This window comes from Flavobacterium sp. WG21, assembly GCF_000335775.1.
Taxonomy (GTDB): domain Bacteria; phylum Bacteroidota; class Bacteroidia; order Flavobacteriales; family Flavobacteriaceae; genus Flavobacterium; species Flavobacterium tructae.
Window position 1 is genome coordinate 98,189 of the sequence record NZ_AMYW01000008.1, and the last position, 15,549, is coordinate 113,737.

Here is a 15,549-nt window from a genome sequence, read left to right on the forward strand (position 1 = left end):
ACAGTAAATCAAAATCCTTATGAAAACAAAAATTTACCTTCTGGTTTTATCCGTTGCCTTCGGGTGCATCATGTGCAACTCTCCAAAAAAAGAAGCCAAAGTTATCCCTGAAACCACAACCTCTGACAAAAAAGACGAGCACAAAGCGTTAAATCCTGCCGACAGTTTAAAATTGGTCAATCATCAAATCGAGGTAAAAGGCGATGTCGAATTTCCACTGCAATTAACTGTAGACTCTTTACGAAAAATGAAAGTGACCACTATCGACAACTTTAAAGTCGTCTGCCAAAGTGGAGAAGTAAAAAAAGACAACAAAGTTTCCAAAGGCGTTTTATTAAAAGACATTTTAGAAAAGGCAAAAATCAAACAAAACGGGCATAAAGACCGCAATTTTTATATTGTTGCCAGAGCTTCTGACGATTACAAAGCCACTTTTTCATGGGCCGAGATTTTCAATAATCCTACCGGAGAAAACACTTATGTATTGTTTGAAGAAAACGGAAAACCCGTAAAGAGCGGAGAAATGATTTTGATCTGTAAAAATGATATTAAAACAGGTCCAAGACATGTTTACTGGCTAAAAAGCATCGAAGTTTACAAAGTGAAATAATCATTCTTCAAATATCAATTCGCTAAAGTGGCAAAACTTCAAGGTCTTTGTCACTTTTTTTTATTCTGGTTTGTATTTAGTACATTTATTGTACGAAAGTTAAAACTTTGGCCGTTATTAACTTCATATAAAGAAATTCTTTATTATTTTTACCCCATAATTTAAGCAAACTATGAGTTCTAACTTTGATAAATTTCAAAAGCGCAGGTTAATTTCCTCTTATTTTTCGGTTGTATTAAGTGTATTTCTGGTTTTATTCCTACTAGGAGTACTGGGATTATTCATTATCAATTCTAAAAAACTGGCTAATGATTTTAAAGAAAAAATTGCCATGACGGTTTTCTTTAAAAACGAGGCTAATGACAGCGTGATAAAAGCTTTCAATACGGAACTAAAAAGAGCGCCTTTTGCAAGATCATTCGTTTACGTAACAAAAGAAAAAGCGGCAAAAGAACACACTGACATTATCGGAGAAGATTTCCTGACTTTCTTAGGTGAAAACCCTTTATTGAATTCTTACGACATTCACTTAAAAGCGGATTATGTTGAAAGAGACAGTATCCTTAAAATAGAAAGCAAACTACGTCAAAACACCATGATTGAAGATATTGTTTATGATAAACAATTGGTTAATCTGGTAAATGACAATATCAAAAAAGTAAGTATGTGGATTTTAATTATCAGTGGTTTCCTTGCGGTTATTGCTGTTCTGCTAATCAACAGTTCGTTACGTTTATCTATTCATTCGAATCGTTTTATCATCAAAACGATGCAAATGGTTGGTGCAACAAAATCGTTTATCCGTAAGCCATTTGTAATGCGCAGTGTAAAATTAGGAATGTTAGGTGCCGGTCTGGCTATTATTGCCCTTATCGGACTTTTGTTCTATGTAGAAACTAATTTCCCGGGCTTGGGTATTTTAGAAGATAAAGCCTTAATTGGACTGGTATTATTAGCCGTATTCGGATTAGGGGTTTTGATTACCTGGGTAAGTACTCACTTTGCCACACAACGTTTCCTAAATTTAAGAACTGACGATCTGTATTAACTTTAGATCGCAGATTATAGATTTTAGTTTGCAAATTTTTAAAAAGCCTTGGCTACGCTCAGCGGCACAAAAGAAATAAAATGAAAAACAACAATAAAGAAGAACACGCACCTAAACAAGAATTCCTTTTTGACGGAATTAACTATAAAATTCTATTAATTGGAATAGGAGTTATTGCCTTAGGCTTTATCTTAATGTCTGGCGGAGGAAGCAACGATCCGAATGTTTTTAATGAAGATGTTTTTAATTTCAGACGTATTCGTTTGGCTCCAACCACGGTTTTAATCGGTTTTGGAATCACGATTTATTCTATTTTCAAAAAATCCAAATAGACTTTATTTAGACTCCTTAGACTTCTTAGATCTTTAGATTATTCAGATAATCTTTTATAAAATCTAAGAAGTCTAAAGAATCTAAAATCTAACAATCTTATTAAATGAATACATTACAAGCTATCGTTCTTGCTATTATTGAAGGCATCACTGAATTTTTGCCTGTTTCTTCAACGGGTCACATGATTATTGCCTCTTCCTTTTTCGGAATTGCTCATGAAGATTTCACTAAACTTTTCACCATTGTCATTCAGCTTGGTGCGATACTTTCGGTAGTCGTTTTGTATTTCAAACGATTCTTTCAAACACTTGATTTTTATTTTAAACTTTTGGTTGCCTTTATTCCGGCTGTCGTATTAGGTTTATTGCTAAGTGATTTTATCGATGGCTTATTAGAAAATCCTGTTACAGTTGCTATTTCTCTTTTAATAGGAGGTTTAATTTTACTAAAAGTTGACGAGTGGTTCAACCATCCAAATGCAACTGAAAGTTCTTCTGAAATTACCTATTTACAAGCTTTTAAAATTGGTTTATTCCAGTGTATTGCTATGATTCCGGGAGTTTCAAGAAGCGGGGCCAGTATTGTAGGCGGAATGTCTCAAAAATTATCCCGTACCACAGCGGCAGAATTCTCTTTCTTTTTGGCTGTTCCAACCATGTTGGGTGCGACAGTAAAAAAATGTTATGATTATTACAAAGCCGGATTCGAACTGTCTCACGATCAGATTAACATACTGGTAATTGGAAATGTCGTTGCTTTTATTGTAGCGCTTCTGGCAATCAAATCCTTTATTGGATTTTTGACTAAAAACGGTTTTAAAGTTTTTGGTTATTACCGAATCATTGCAGGAATCATTCTGTTGCTGATTCACTTTTTCATTCATCCTCTTACGATTATATAATGACTCCTGAAGAATATCTAAACGGACAGGTTTTATTGATTGACAAACCTTTAAAATGGAGTTCGTTTCAAGCTGTCAATAAATTAAAATATCTTTTAATTAATAAAGTCGGACTTCCTAAAAAGTTCAAAATTGGTCATGCCGGAACTTTAGATCCTTTGGCAACCGGCCTATTGCTAATCTGTACAGGAAAGTTTACCAAAAGAATTTCTGAACTACAGGGGCAGGCAAAAGAATATACCGGAACTTTTTATATTGGAGCTACTACTCCATCTTACGATTTAGAAACCGAAATCGATCAGACTTTTCCAACCGATCATATTGACGAAACACTGATTCATGAAACAGTGAAACAATTTTTAGGTGAAATTGACCAAAAACCACCTATTTTTTCTGCGATAAAAAAAGACGGTGTTCGTTTGTACGAGCATGCGCGTGCAGGAGAAACGGTAGAAATTGCCAGCAGAAAAACGACCATTCATGAATTCGAAATTACCCGAATCGCTTTACCTGAAGTAGATTTTAGAGTGGTTTGTAGTAAAGGTACTTATATTCGCTCTCTGGCTTTTGATTTTGGAAAAGCTATGAATTCCGGATCGCATTTAACGGTTTTACGCCGAACTAAAATTGGCGATTACGATGTGAAAAATGCTATTGATATTACACTTTTTGAAGAAAGTCTTCAGCAGGAATAAAGCATAATTTTTTTCCCAAGCCCCTTTAAGCAAAGTTGTGTATTTTCCTTTTTTTGTACTTTAGTCGCAAGATTAAAAACCAAAACATGAAAAACCACTTTTTACTACTCTTGTTTGTCTTCACAATCTCATCAAACAGTCAAACCGTTAATCAAAAAATTGTTTCCACTGATATTGATAATTTCTGGAAGGCTTACGATAAAATTGTCGCCGAAAAAGACAGCATCAAACAATACTCTTTTTTAAAAGAACTCTATCTGGACAAAGCTACTCCGGGCTTAAAAAGCTTGCTCGAGGTTCGAAATTATACCGCCAAAGACTACATCAATGCCATAAATAAATATCCTAAATTCTGGAATTCATTAAAACCAAACACTTTAAATTCCGCCGGACTTTATCCGGAAATTGATGCCGACATCAGTAAACTAAAACAAGCCTATCCCGATTTAAAACCATCCACTATTTATTTTTCTATTGGTGCATTTCGAACAAACGGAACCATTCAGGAAGATCGTGTTTTAATTGGAAGCGAACTAAGTCTGGCAGATGAAACTACTGTTATTGATGAACTCCCAGCCTGGAGACAACCCTTTTACAAAGAATACGAGCCTCGAAAAAACATTGCACTGCTCTGCACGCACGAATATGTGCATACTCAGCAAAAAGAGCTGGTCGAAGATTTGCTTTTGATGTGCCTTTACGAAGGTGTTGCCGAATTTGTTTCCTGTAAAGTAACCCATAAAAAATCAAGCTCTCCTGCAATTGAATTCGGGAAAAGCAATCAGCAAAAAGTAATTGATCAGTTCATCGCAGATTTGCACATCAAAAGCAACAATTACAACTGGATCTGGGGAGAAAACAGAAATCTTTTAAAAGTTAGAGATCTGGGATATTATATAGGTTATGAAATCTGCGAACGTTATTACAATTCATCCAAAGACAAAGCGAAAGCAATAAAGACCTTAATTGAACTAGATTACCACAATGAAAAAGAAGTGGCACGCATAGTAGATGGCACCAAGTTGTTTCCGCAAAATCTAAAAAAATTACGTCAGAATTACGAAAAACAAAGACCTCACGTTGTATCTATCTCTGCATTTAAAAACGGAAGTCAAAAAGTAAAATCGGGAGAAACTGAAATCACGATTACTTTTTCGGAACCGTTAAACGGGCGCAGTACAGGCGTAGATTTTGGCCCACTTGGTGAAAACTTTTTTCCAAGAATAAGCACAGAAAGAATCTGGTCATCGGATATGAAATCCTGGACTATCAAAGCGGATTTAAAACCCGGCCAACATTACCAAATTTTAATTTCGGATAATTTCAGAAAACAAAACGGAGTGAGGCTAAAACCTTTTTTAATCGATTTTAAAACTGCGGAGTAGAATTTCAAAACCATTTTATAAAAAAAGAGGTTGTGTCAAAAGAGTTATATTCCACTCCGCTAGAGCATATACTATTGAAAATGACATTTGCAATAAGCATTTTTCTCCGCCGAAGCAATTTCAGAAAAAAATAAAAGGAATTCCTTTTGAGACCAATTTTACTTGATATGGAATTTTAGGTACAATTCCCTTTTGAAACAGCCCTTTTTGACCACTAAAAATCCTGTTGTAAAAACAAAAAGCACATTACTTCAGGAATCCCCATAGCAATGTGCCAACTTCTTACAAAGTAGTTCTATTTCATAAGCTCTGTTTTTTGAAGTTAGTAATGAGATATACTCTTTCCTCCAAACAACAAGCCCGAAACAAAATCGTAAAATCTTTCGAATAACTTTTTCATGATAGTGTAATTTTTAGTTGTTAAACATTAAATAAACACCAATAAAAAGAGTAAATAAGAAAATGAATAATAGAAGTGGGATGACTCCCGCAAGTTACAAAAAATTGAAGCAATACAAATATTTTTAGCATATTTTTTATTACTAAAATTCTTATTTACAGTAGGATACCTGAAAAATAAGGCTGTTCAACGATTTATTTCTTAAAAACCCAAGGAATCTATCTCAACAGTCTTACTCGTCATTATCGACTTACTAAATATCAAAAAGCTGTTTGTTTATTAGCTTCTCCAATATTTTTGTTGATGGCAAATTATCCTTATCAATAAAACTTTTCATTAAAGGAATATTATCGCAAAAAATGATATCCAGAGAAAATCTATCCTTTCCATAAATACCACGATGAATCATATTGGCAGAAAAAACCAATAAATCTCCCCGATTCAATCTTACAATTTCTCCACGTTTTAAATCGTCACTTTGAAGACGGCCGTTCAAAGAATTTCTAACCTCAAACTCTTCCGGTAAATCCCATTCGCGATGTGTTTTCGGAATCAATTCAATTCCTCGTTCACTTTTCAGGGGAATCCTGAAGTGAACTACATTTTGAGTTTTGATGGCCTTCTTTTGATCTTCAACAGACATTCCTGTATATTGTATGTCACGATGCCAATAATTCTTCCGGGTTTCCTCTTTTGGATCAAAAAAAAGCTGGGTATTCAAAAAAACAGGCGACTTAGGAAAAATAACGCTTCGTATTTCTTCAAATTTGGTTTGAGTTATAAATTCAAAAAGACGTGTTTTTTCTTCCTCCTTTAAACAATCTCCCTTGGTCAGGCTGTGACTGTTTATAGCCCCTTTTTCATAACTTATTTCATTATCATGCAACCAGATTTCGTGAAATTTAACGAGTACTTTTTCAATTGCTGCCAGTTCATTTTCCGAAAAGAAATCCTTCAGAAACACATATCCGTTTTGCTCAAAATTATTCATATTACTCCCTAATTTCGAGTGCACGCATGATATCCATAAGTTCGTTTTGAGTACTTAATCCTTTGTCGGCCAAATACCACAATTGCAAATCAGTTTTGATTTTTTCATCAATTACGCCAAACTCTTTTTTATAGTTTGCCATTAATTCACTAGCACCTTTGGGTCTGGGTCCCCAGTCCCCTCGGGCTATTCCGGTTTCTTTACAAATCACAATTACTTTTGGAATGGCCCTCCCGCCATTTGTCAGGTATTGATTCATTAATGCGTCATTTTCATCACGAAAAACGATTCGGAGATCTATTTTTTTATGTGAAGCTAAAGCCATCTTATTGACAATAGGAAGTATTTGTGCCGCGTCACCACACCAGCCTTCAGAAATCACCAGCCAGATATAGTTATGTTTTAAATTTTCCAATTCTAAAAGTACCTCATCGGAAACTTTCATGGTTTTCTCCAGTCGGTTCATCCTGGCCTCATTCAGCTTACTGTAATTGGTTAAGCTTTCGGATTGTTCATTGCCTGTTGATTTCCCTTCCAGTAATAAATCGGTAACTATTTTTCGATATTCGGTATACGAATGACTGTTGAATAATGATTTCGCTATAGTACTTTTCATATTTAGTTTTTTTGAGTTGTATAAAATTACAACTTTTAAGAGGACTTAAAGAATGACTTTTGTCACATTCGGAGAAATCCGAAAAAACGTTATAAATTCAAAACGAAAAGAACTATTATTTTTTTTAAAACATTATTTCTAAAAATCAGAATATGTCTATATTTGCACAAATTAACGCAACACAGAAATGAAATATAAAAGAATTCTTCTAAAACTTAGCGGCGAAGCCTTAATGGGTGATTTACAATACGGTATTGACCCTAAAAGATTAGCCGAATATGCTGAAGAGATTAAGCAAATTCACAGTAAAGGAGTAGAAATTGCTATTGTAATTGGAGGAGGAAATATTTTTAGAGGCGTTGCAGGTGCAAGTGCCGGTATGGATAGAGTACAAGGCGATTATATGGGAATGCTTGCTACCGTAATTAACGGAATGGCTTTGCAGGGGGCACTTGAAGACAAAGGAATGAAAACGCGTTTGCAGACTGCTTTGAAAATGGAGTCTATTGCAGAACCTTACATTAAAAGAAGAGCAGACCGTCATCTTGAAAAAGGAAGAATTGTAATTTTTGGTGCCGGAACCGGAAATCCTTATTTTACAACTGATACAGCGGCCGTTTTAAGAGGAATTGAAATCAATGCAGATGTTATCTTAAAAGGAACTCGTGTAGATGGTGTTTATGATTCTGATCCGGAAAAAAATGCATCGGCTGTGAAATTTGATTTTATTTCGTTTGATGATGTTCTTAAAAAAGGACTAAACGTGATGGATACTACCGCTTTTACTTTAAGCCAGGAGAACAAATTGCCAATCGTTGTTTTTGATATGAACAAAATTGGTAATCTTTTGAAAATCTGTGAAGGTGAAAACGTTGGAACGGTAGTTAACATTTAGACTACTTAGATTGTTCGATCGTTGAATTATTCGATTTTTAGAAGTTGCAATAGTTCTAATTTGTCAAAAAACACAGATTGATTAAAGTTTTGAATGCCGTTTTTTTGGAGAATTTCCAATAATCTAAAAATCCAGCCATCTTAAAATCAAAAAAAAGAAATATATTAGTTAGTAAATTAGAGGAGTATTTTCGTTAAAACTTGAAAACCCAATCCTCTAAAATCTAAAAATCTAAAAAAATGACGGAAGAAATAGAATTTATATTAGACAGTACGGAGGAATCTATGAACGGTTCGATTGCGCACTTAGAGAAAGAATTTCTTAACATTCGTGCAGGAAAAGCTTCTCCGGCAATGTTAGGAAGTGTTTTTGTAGATTACTACGGAGCTGCAACACCACTTTCTCAAGTGTCAAAAATTAGCGTTCCTGATGCCAGAACAATTACACTACAACCTTTTGAAAAAAACATGCTCCAAGTAATTGAAAAAGCAATCATGATCGCCAACATTGGTTTTAACCCAATGAACAACGGAGATGTTATCATCATCAGTGTTCCGCCTTTAACAGAGGAACGTCGTAAAGAATTGGCTAAACAAGCGAAAGCTGAAGCAGAAGATGCTAAAATTGGGGTTCGTAACGTACGTAAGGATGCTAATACCGATATCAAAAAACTAGAAAAAGAAGGAACTTCTGAAGACATTTGCAAATCAGCTGAGGAGCAGGTTCAGAATTTAACCAATACTTACATTAAAAAAATCGATGAATTACTGGCTGCTAAAGAAGCCGAAATCATGAAGGTGTAATTCTATTCAACACAAAATAAAATCCGTTTAGTTAAATTATACTGAACGGATTTTTTTTATTGTTATTTTTGCATACCAAAAGTACAAGTTGTCCGTTTTTGAAACTATAACATTCTCTATGAAGCTATTCTGTTTGTTGACTTTGTTTTTCACGCTTACCATTCAGGCACAATTTCAAATAAACGGAATTGTAACGGACTCTAATAACAAACCGCTTCCTTTTGCTACCATTACAACTTCCGGCAGTACTAATACAATTACGGATGTTGACGGAAAGTTTATTCTAAAAGCTCTTTCAAAACCGGAGACTTTTACCGTTTCCTACATTGGTTTTCAAACGAAGACAATTGTAATTACGGACCACAAAACTTTTTACCCCGTTTTTCTTTTTCAAAAAACCGACGATTTGAAGGAGGTCGTGGTTTCAAATGAAAATCCAGCCCTCACGATAATTAAGAAGGTCATTGCGAATAAAAACAAAAACAATCCACAAAAAAAACTAAACAGTTTCGAATACAAAAGCTACAATAAACTTATTGTAACAGCGAATCCTGATTCTATTGACGGCAGAATTGACTCAACAGCCACGTACAAAAATTTCGACAAAAAGCGCATTAATATTGATTCTTCGGATTATAAATTCAAAGAAATAATTAGCAAGCAGCACTTGTTTCAAACCGAGAAAGTTTCACAATACCAGTTTGGCAACAACAAACTGAAAGAAACGATACTGGGAACCAAAATGTCCGGGTTTAAACAACCTATTTATGAGGTTATTGCTTTTAATCTCCAATCGATTTCGATTTACGATCCGAAATACGAACTGTTTGAAACGAAATACGAAAATCCAATTTCGAATAGTGCTCCTCAAAGTTACAATTACAAAATTCTGGACACGGTAACGATAAAAGGACGTGAAACGTACATGATTTACTTCAAAAACAAACAAAGAAGAAAGGCATCCGGTTTAGAAGGCGTTTTGTATATCGATCAGGAGAATTTTGCCATAGCTAAAGCGGTAATGCGTATCAAAGGGGTTCTGGACATTAGCGGGATTCATGAATTTGAATACGTACCGAGTGAAAAAATATGGTTCCAAAGCAACACTACTTTTAAAATTGTTAAAGGGAAAAACGATGATGATATTAAAATCTTAGGCGGAACCATTCAGTTTGATGGAGATGTTGAGGATAATTTTGAACCCCGAAAAAAATCGGCTTCCGATTTTACTTATCTGCTATCTGAGAGTAACAATTTTGACATTCACTATAACACTACTGCCCCTATAAAAGATCCGGCACTTTACATTGAAATTAAAGACGATGCCAACAAAAAACCGGAAGCCTTCTGGGAAGAATACAGAAAAGAAGATCTGGACTTAAAAAGCCAGAGAACCTATCAGTTAATTGACAGTCTTTCGATAAAGAAAAGAATAGAAAATCGTTTGGGGCTTGGACGAAAAATCATCAACGGTTATTTCCCGATCGGACCTGTTGATCTGGATTTAAAAAAGATTATCAGTTACAACAATTACGAAGGTTTCAGACTGGGGCTTGGCGGTATTACCAATGATCGTTTTTCTAAAAACTTCAGAATTGAAGGATACTCGGCTTACGGTACAAAAGACGGTCAGCACAAATACAGTCTGGGAGCAGGATTTTTATTGGACAAAAACACCAATACCTGGGTAAACGGATATTATACCGATGATGTTCGGGAAATTGCGAGTACCGTTTTTGCCGTTGACAAACGTGTTTTCAAAATTTACGATCCGCGTCCGATTAACATTAGTACTTTTTATCAATATGTGGGCTGGAAAGCCAATATTCAGACTAAAATTATTCCTAAAACGGAAGCCGTACTGGAATTTTCGAGAACTTATGTCGAGCCTAAATTTGATTATCTTTTTAATTACAATGGAAAGCTGTATTCGGATTATATTATGACTACAGCAATGGTTTCGATCGTATGGGCTCCTTTTAGTGCTTTTATGCAAACTCCAACCGGGAGAACTGAAACCGATAAAAGATTTCCAAGGTTTACTTTTCAGTACACACAATCATTACCTAATGTGATGGAAAACGATTTTACTTTTGGAAAAATAGATTTCAAAGCTGAATACGAGAAGAAATACCTAAACGGTCAAAAAACGAGTTTGCTTCTGCAGGGAGGTTATGCTACGGGTGATGTTCCCATTACCCATCTTTACAATACCATGCCCAACAACTTAACAAAGGAAACCATTATCCAGCGTATTACCTTTGCCGGACGAAACAGTTTTGAAACGATGTTTTTTAATGAGTTTTTCTCCAGTCAATATGTCTTCTTTCAACTTAAACATGGCTTTGACCGAATCAGAATCCTCAAAAAAGTACGTCCTTCCTTAGTACTGGTAACGAGAATGGCATGGGGAAATATGGAAAATCCGCAACAACATGTAGGTCCAATCTATAAAACTTTAGACAGGGGCTTTTTTGAATCCGGAATCGAACTAAACAAAATTTACAAAGGCATTGGTTTCGGCGGCTTTTATCGATATGGTCCGAACCAGTTAATGAAATTTGAGGATAACATTGCCGTTAAAATTTCTTATGTGCTGGATTTAGGTCTTTAAGTCTAAAATTCCCATTTTTTTAAATCCCAAATCCCAATTGAAGGTTTAGTTTCGTTTCAACAGAAAGAGAAGCCTCAAAGAAATAAGGAAACAAAAAATCCGTGCAAATCAGCGTTTTCGCAAAGCGAATCTGTGTCATCCGCGTGTCAAACAAAAAATCCCAAACTCCAGCAAAATTGGAATTTGGGATTTATAAAATTAAAATTTAATTTCTCTATGGTTTCAAAATCAATACCGAAGGTGTATTGTTCAACCAGGTACTCTGAGATTCTATTAATTTCTTCCAGCTGTCTAAACTGATAATCATTAAGTTCTGATTCTCCAAGAATTCTTTCTTAATCGTTCGGTCGTGCATGATCATGATGTGATTCGGTGCAATCTGTTCGATCGAACGAATCGTTTCCTGAATATCTCTGGTATTTTTTACTTCCCCGCTGGCATCCAGAACGGTAATCTGAGACCCGTTGTTGTTGATTAATTTTTTGGCATAATCAATTAAGAAAGCATCTTCCTTACTAAAAACCGGCATGAAAACCTGATTGATTTCTTCCAGATTTTTATCGATAAAGATTCCTACCGGCATTTTGCTTTTTGCAATAATATGACGTGTTCTTTCATCAAAAGGAGAATTTTCAAACAACCCTTCTTTTCCGGTAAACTTATCGATTAGACGGTCCGGGTTTACGATTCTGGTCGTAAATCCAAGAATTTTCCCCAGCAAGGTTCCTTCAAAAATAGACTGTCCTAATCCGACTAATAATAAATCATACTCTCCCTGATTTGCTGTATCAATAATATCAGTATCAATATCGTTTGTTACTTTAAAAACGCTAACCATACTCTGATTCAGACGTTCTGATTCTTCGACCACCGGCAACAACATTTTGCGCTCATGGTCTTTTATATCAAACGAATGTATTTCGGTACTTAACGACAAATGCATGGCGGTCACAATCGAATTATCGGCTTGTTTTTTAACCAGACTGTTGGCCAGTTTAAGCAATTTTTTTCCTTTTTCAGGCGTTGCAAAAGAAAGCAGGATTTTATACTTGCTTTTATTTCCTATTTCCTGAGGAATGGCGGTTACCTTATCTTTAAATATAAAATCTATTAAATCAAGTGCCGGACCAGTCATAAACGTAGTTACCAAAGCCATAATAACCATCATGGTAAAAATTTCTGTTGACAGAACCCCTAAGTCGTAACCAATGTTTAGAACCACAAGCTCCATCAAACCACGCGTATTCATTAAAGCTCCGATCGCCAAACTGTCTTTCCAACTTTGTCCGACAAATTTCGCTGCAAAGGCACTTCCGAAGAACTTTCCGGCTACGGCTACTCCGATAATTACGGCAGTTACCTTCCATAAATACGGATCGTTCAATAAACCAATCTGTGTACGTAAACCAGTAAACACAAAGAACAATGGCAGTAAAACGATGATCGCAACATCTTCTACTTTCTCAATAAAAATATTTCTGAAGGTATTGTTTTCAGGCATAATTGCTCCGGCTAAAAAAGCGCCAAACAAAGCGTGAATTCCGATAAGTTCAGCAGCGTATGCAGAGAACAACAAGGTTAGAAAAAAGATGGCAACCACAGGTTTATTCAAGCTCTCACGTGTTGAATTTAAATCACCTACACGTTTTAAAAACGGACGAACTATTTTCAGCATGACAATTACATACAATATTGCCAGACCAATTACATACAAAGCACTTGTAAACGAACCTGCTTTTACAATAGCAATTACTACTGCCAAAATACACCATGCCGTGATATCATCGGCAGCGGCACACGTAATGGCGATAGTTCCGAGTTTTGTTTTTTGCATTCCGCGCTCCTGCACTATACGCGCAAGAACCGGAAATGCAGTAATACTCATCGCAATTCCCATAAACAGTCCGAAAGAGGCAAACTCCACCCCAACCGGAGCAAAAGTATGGTAGATAAAATAAGCTAATGAAAGACCCAGGGCAAAAGGGATTACAATACTTGCGTGACTTATAACTACAGCATCATGTGCTTTGTTTTTCAAAACTTTCAAATCCAATTCCATTCCAATCACAAACATGAAAAGAATCAAACCAATCTGACTTAAAAATTGCAGATTCCCTAAAGATTCTTTTGGAAATAAAGCGGCAGAAAATTCAGGAAAATACATTCCGACCAAAGAAGGTCCTAAAACAATTCCGGCAATCATTTCTCCAATTACGGAAGGCTGTCCTATTTTTCTAAAAAACCATCCGAACAAACGGGCTACTAAAATAATAGTCACGATCTGTGCTAATAAAATAGCCAAAGGATGCTGTAGATTTTCTATCATCGAATGAAGAAAATCATTCCAGTGGTTGCTTTCTATTTTTTTATGAACGACTCCGCGTCCGGCCTCAAGTGAAACCCCTTTTGAAATTACCCAATAGATCAGGCCTGTAAAACCGCCAATAACCGTAATGTAAAACAAGGAGTTTTTAAGATTATTCATAACTCGTTTTTTAGATTTATTGCTGCAAATATCAACACTCCAACTGTAGTGCAAAAGTAAATTTACAGCTAATTTTCAATCCATGTAACAAGTCCGAAAAACTTTGTAATAAGTTAATAACGACAGCTAAAACGATTGTGATTCTGAGCGAAGTCGAAAGCTTTTCTAACTAAAAAAAAGGGGGGGCTTCGACTTCGCTCAGCCTGACATGACTTCGATCAGCCGGACATGACTTCGATCAGCCTGACACGATTTCGATCAGCCGGACATGACTTCACTCAGCCAGACAGGGCTTCGGACTTCGGCCTTAGCGGATCATCTTATAGTTTGACTCTTTTCAGGAAATCGGCACGATAGGTTTCACTTAGAATCAATGCACTGTTTTTACCGTCTTTTTCCTGATGATGCAAAACGATTTCATTGTGATTAAAAAACTTTATCGCCTTTACTGCTACGATTTCCTTTTTGTTGACACGGCAAAAATCGGCTTCGGGAAGTTCCTGTAAAAGGGTGTCGAATTTCACATTTTTTAAGTTCAGTAAACTACCGTCGGTAAGAAGTACGGTTTTATCACGACTGTCACTAACTGCCGTTTTGATGTATAGAATCTGATTGAAGTAAAGCAATGTTTTGCCTTTATCTGTATTTAACTGAATGAACTTCTTTGCTGCATCAGGCTTATCGAAACGCTCCAGGGCTTTCGAAATCGCTTTCTGCAAACGTTCGAGTTTTACCGGTTTGGTAATGTAATCTACCGCGTCAATATTAAACGCTTCGGCAGCATACTCTTTGTAAGCGGTGCAAAAGATAACCAGTTTATTGTCCAGCATTTCTGCCAGATGCAAACCGTCGATCCCTGGCATTTCGATATCCGATATTAACAAATCAAAATCGAGATTCGGTATTTCGGCAAGGAGTTTTTCGGGATTGTTAAATGTTTTTACAATTTCCAATTCAGGAATCTGTTCACAAAGCATTTTCAGATACGTTAAGCCCGGCAGCTCATCGTCCAGCAGCAAGCATTTCAGTTTTGTATTCAAGTAAATCTATTTTTAGATGAGCAATATAAACGTCATTTTCAACAAACCTTTCGAGTTTGAAGTTGTTTTTATAAATAATCCTTAGTCGGTGTTCTAAAGTAGCATGACCAAAACCGCTTCGTTCTTTTTTTAAGACTTTTTTATTTGATATCTTATTCGAAACCGTCATAAAAAAAGCATTGTCTCTAAACTCAAAAACTACCGAGATAAAGGCATCGGCACTCTGAAGATCGGCATGTTTAAAAGCGTTTTCAATTAAATCAATCGAAATTAACGGTGCCAATAAAGGCTGTTCGTACAATTTGTCTTCTTTATTGATATTGGTTTTGATTTTCAATTCAAAAAGTGGACTGACTTTAATTTTATTGATTTCGATTAAATTGAGTGCAAAGTCAATCTCCTCCCGGGCAGTAACAAATTTCTTTTTGCTCTCATACAGAATATAGTCCAATACATTGGCCAGTTTATCTAAAGCAAAATAGGTTTGATACGCATGAGATTGTATCGAATTTAAAATATTCTTAAACAAATGCGGATTCAGTTTAGACTCTAAAGTTTCCAACTGCAAGTCATTAACCTTCATTTCGAGTGCATAGAAACTTTTCTCAGCATCGTCCTTTGCCTTTTTGAACTGCATCAATTGATACATCAAAAAACAGATGATAACGATAAGCAATAAAAGAATCGCCAGAAAAATAAAAGTGATTGTATTGTTTTCTTGCATTGTTTATGT

At 35.6% G+C, this 15,549-nt stretch carries 14 protein-coding genes; 9 read left to right on the top strand and 5 right to left on the bottom strand.

Annotated features, from left to right (window positions below; translation table 11 throughout):
• Positions 1-19: 19 nt before the first annotated feature.
• The 6 genes from C245_RS0108820 (at position 20) to C245_RS0108845 (ending at position 4,972) form a co-directional block, all read left to right on the top strand.
• A complete protein-coding gene (locus C245_RS0108820; protein ID WP_035746420.1) occupies positions 20-610 on the top strand; it encodes a molybdopterin-dependent oxidoreductase in 591 nt (196 codons plus the stop codon).
• A gap of 172 nt (positions 611-782) precedes the next feature.
• Positions 783-1,658, top strand: a complete 876-nt coding sequence (locus tag C245_RS0108825; RefSeq protein ID WP_017496229.1) for an ABC transporter permease — start codon at positions 783-785, stop codon at positions 1,656-1,658.
• 80 nt (positions 1,659-1,738) lie between these two features.
• Positions 1,739-1,990: a DUF3098 domain-containing protein gene (locus C245_RS0108830; protein ID WP_017496230.1), complete on the top strand. Its 252-nt coding sequence runs from the start codon at positions 1,739-1,741 to the stop codon at positions 1,988-1,990.
• A gap of 104 nt (positions 1,991-2,094) precedes the next feature.
• A complete protein-coding gene (locus C245_RS0108835) occupies positions 2,095-2,892 on the top strand; it encodes an undecaprenyl-diphosphate phosphatase (protein ID WP_017496231.1) in 798 nt (265 codons plus the stop codon).
• Positions 2,892-3,587: a tRNA pseudouridine(55) synthase TruB gene (truB, locus tag C245_RS0108840; RefSeq protein ID WP_017496232.1), complete on the top strand. Its 696-nt coding sequence runs from the start codon at positions 2,892-2,894 to the stop codon at positions 3,585-3,587. Before C245_RS0108835 ends, truB begins: the two co-directional genes overlap by 1 nt.
• Positions 3,588-3,673: 86 nt before the next feature.
• Positions 3,674-4,972, top strand: coding sequence for an Ig-like domain-containing protein (locus tag C245_RS0108845; RefSeq protein WP_017496233.1), 1,299 nt, complete (start codon positions 3,674-3,676; stop codon positions 4,970-4,972).
• 653 nt (positions 4,973-5,625) lie between these two features.
• Here C245_RS0108845 and C245_RS0108850 read toward each other — a convergent pair.
• Together C245_RS0108850 and C245_RS0108855 are read right to left on the bottom strand one after the other, a co-directional pair.
• Positions 5,626-6,363, bottom strand: coding sequence for a phytanoyl-CoA dioxygenase family protein (locus C245_RS0108850; protein WP_017496234.1), 738 nt, complete (start codon positions 6,361-6,363; stop codon positions 5,626-5,628).
• 1 nt (position 6,364) lies between these two features.
• The gene (locus C245_RS0108855) at positions 6,365-6,979 is read right to left on the bottom strand and encodes a thioredoxin family protein (RefSeq protein WP_017496235.1); all 615 of its coding nucleotides are present in this window, start codon (positions 6,977-6,979) and stop codon (positions 6,365-6,367) included.
• A 187-nt stretch (positions 6,980-7,166) separates the two neighbouring features.
• On the opposite strand from C245_RS0108855, the gene pyrH reads away from it, so the two are divergent.
• From pyrH to C245_RS0108870, 3 genes are all read left to right on the top strand, one after another.
• Complete coding sequence (pyrH, locus tag C245_RS0108860; RefSeq protein WP_017496236.1) at positions 7,167-7,874, top strand: UMP kinase; 708 nt, start codon at positions 7,167-7,169, stop codon at positions 7,872-7,874.
• Between the two features lie 239 nt (positions 7,875-8,113).
• On the top strand, positions 8,114-8,677 hold the full coding sequence (frr, locus tag C245_RS0108865) for a ribosome recycling factor (RefSeq protein ID WP_017496237.1): 564 nt from the start codon (positions 8,114-8,116) through the stop codon (positions 8,675-8,677).
• A 118-nt stretch (positions 8,678-8,795) separates the two neighbouring features.
• Positions 8,796-11,291: a DUF5686 family protein gene (locus C245_RS0108870; RefSeq protein WP_017496238.1), complete on the top strand. Its 2,496-nt coding sequence runs from the start codon at positions 8,796-8,798 to the stop codon at positions 11,289-11,291.
• Between the two features lie 214 nt (positions 11,292-11,505).
• Here C245_RS0108870 and C245_RS0108880 read toward each other — a convergent pair whose 3' ends face one another.
• The 3 genes from C245_RS0108880 to C245_RS0108890 form a co-directional block, all read right to left on the bottom strand.
• A complete protein-coding gene (locus C245_RS0108880; RefSeq protein WP_017496240.1) occupies positions 11,506-13,776 on the bottom strand; it encodes a cation:proton antiporter in 2,271 nt (756 codons plus the stop codon).
• A 320-nt stretch (positions 13,777-14,096) separates the two neighbouring features.
• The gene (locus C245_RS0108885) at positions 14,097-14,816 is read right to left on the bottom strand and encodes a LytTR family DNA-binding domain-containing protein (protein WP_017496241.1); all 720 of its coding nucleotides are present in this window, start codon (positions 14,814-14,816) and stop codon (positions 14,097-14,099) included.
• Entirely contained in the window at positions 14,779-15,540 is a 762-nt protein-coding gene (locus tag C245_RS0108890; RefSeq protein WP_017496242.1) for a sensor histidine kinase, read from the bottom strand. The genes C245_RS0108885 and C245_RS0108890 overlap by 38 nt, the downstream gene beginning before the upstream one ends.
• Positions 15,541-15,549: the final 9 nt, after the last annotated feature.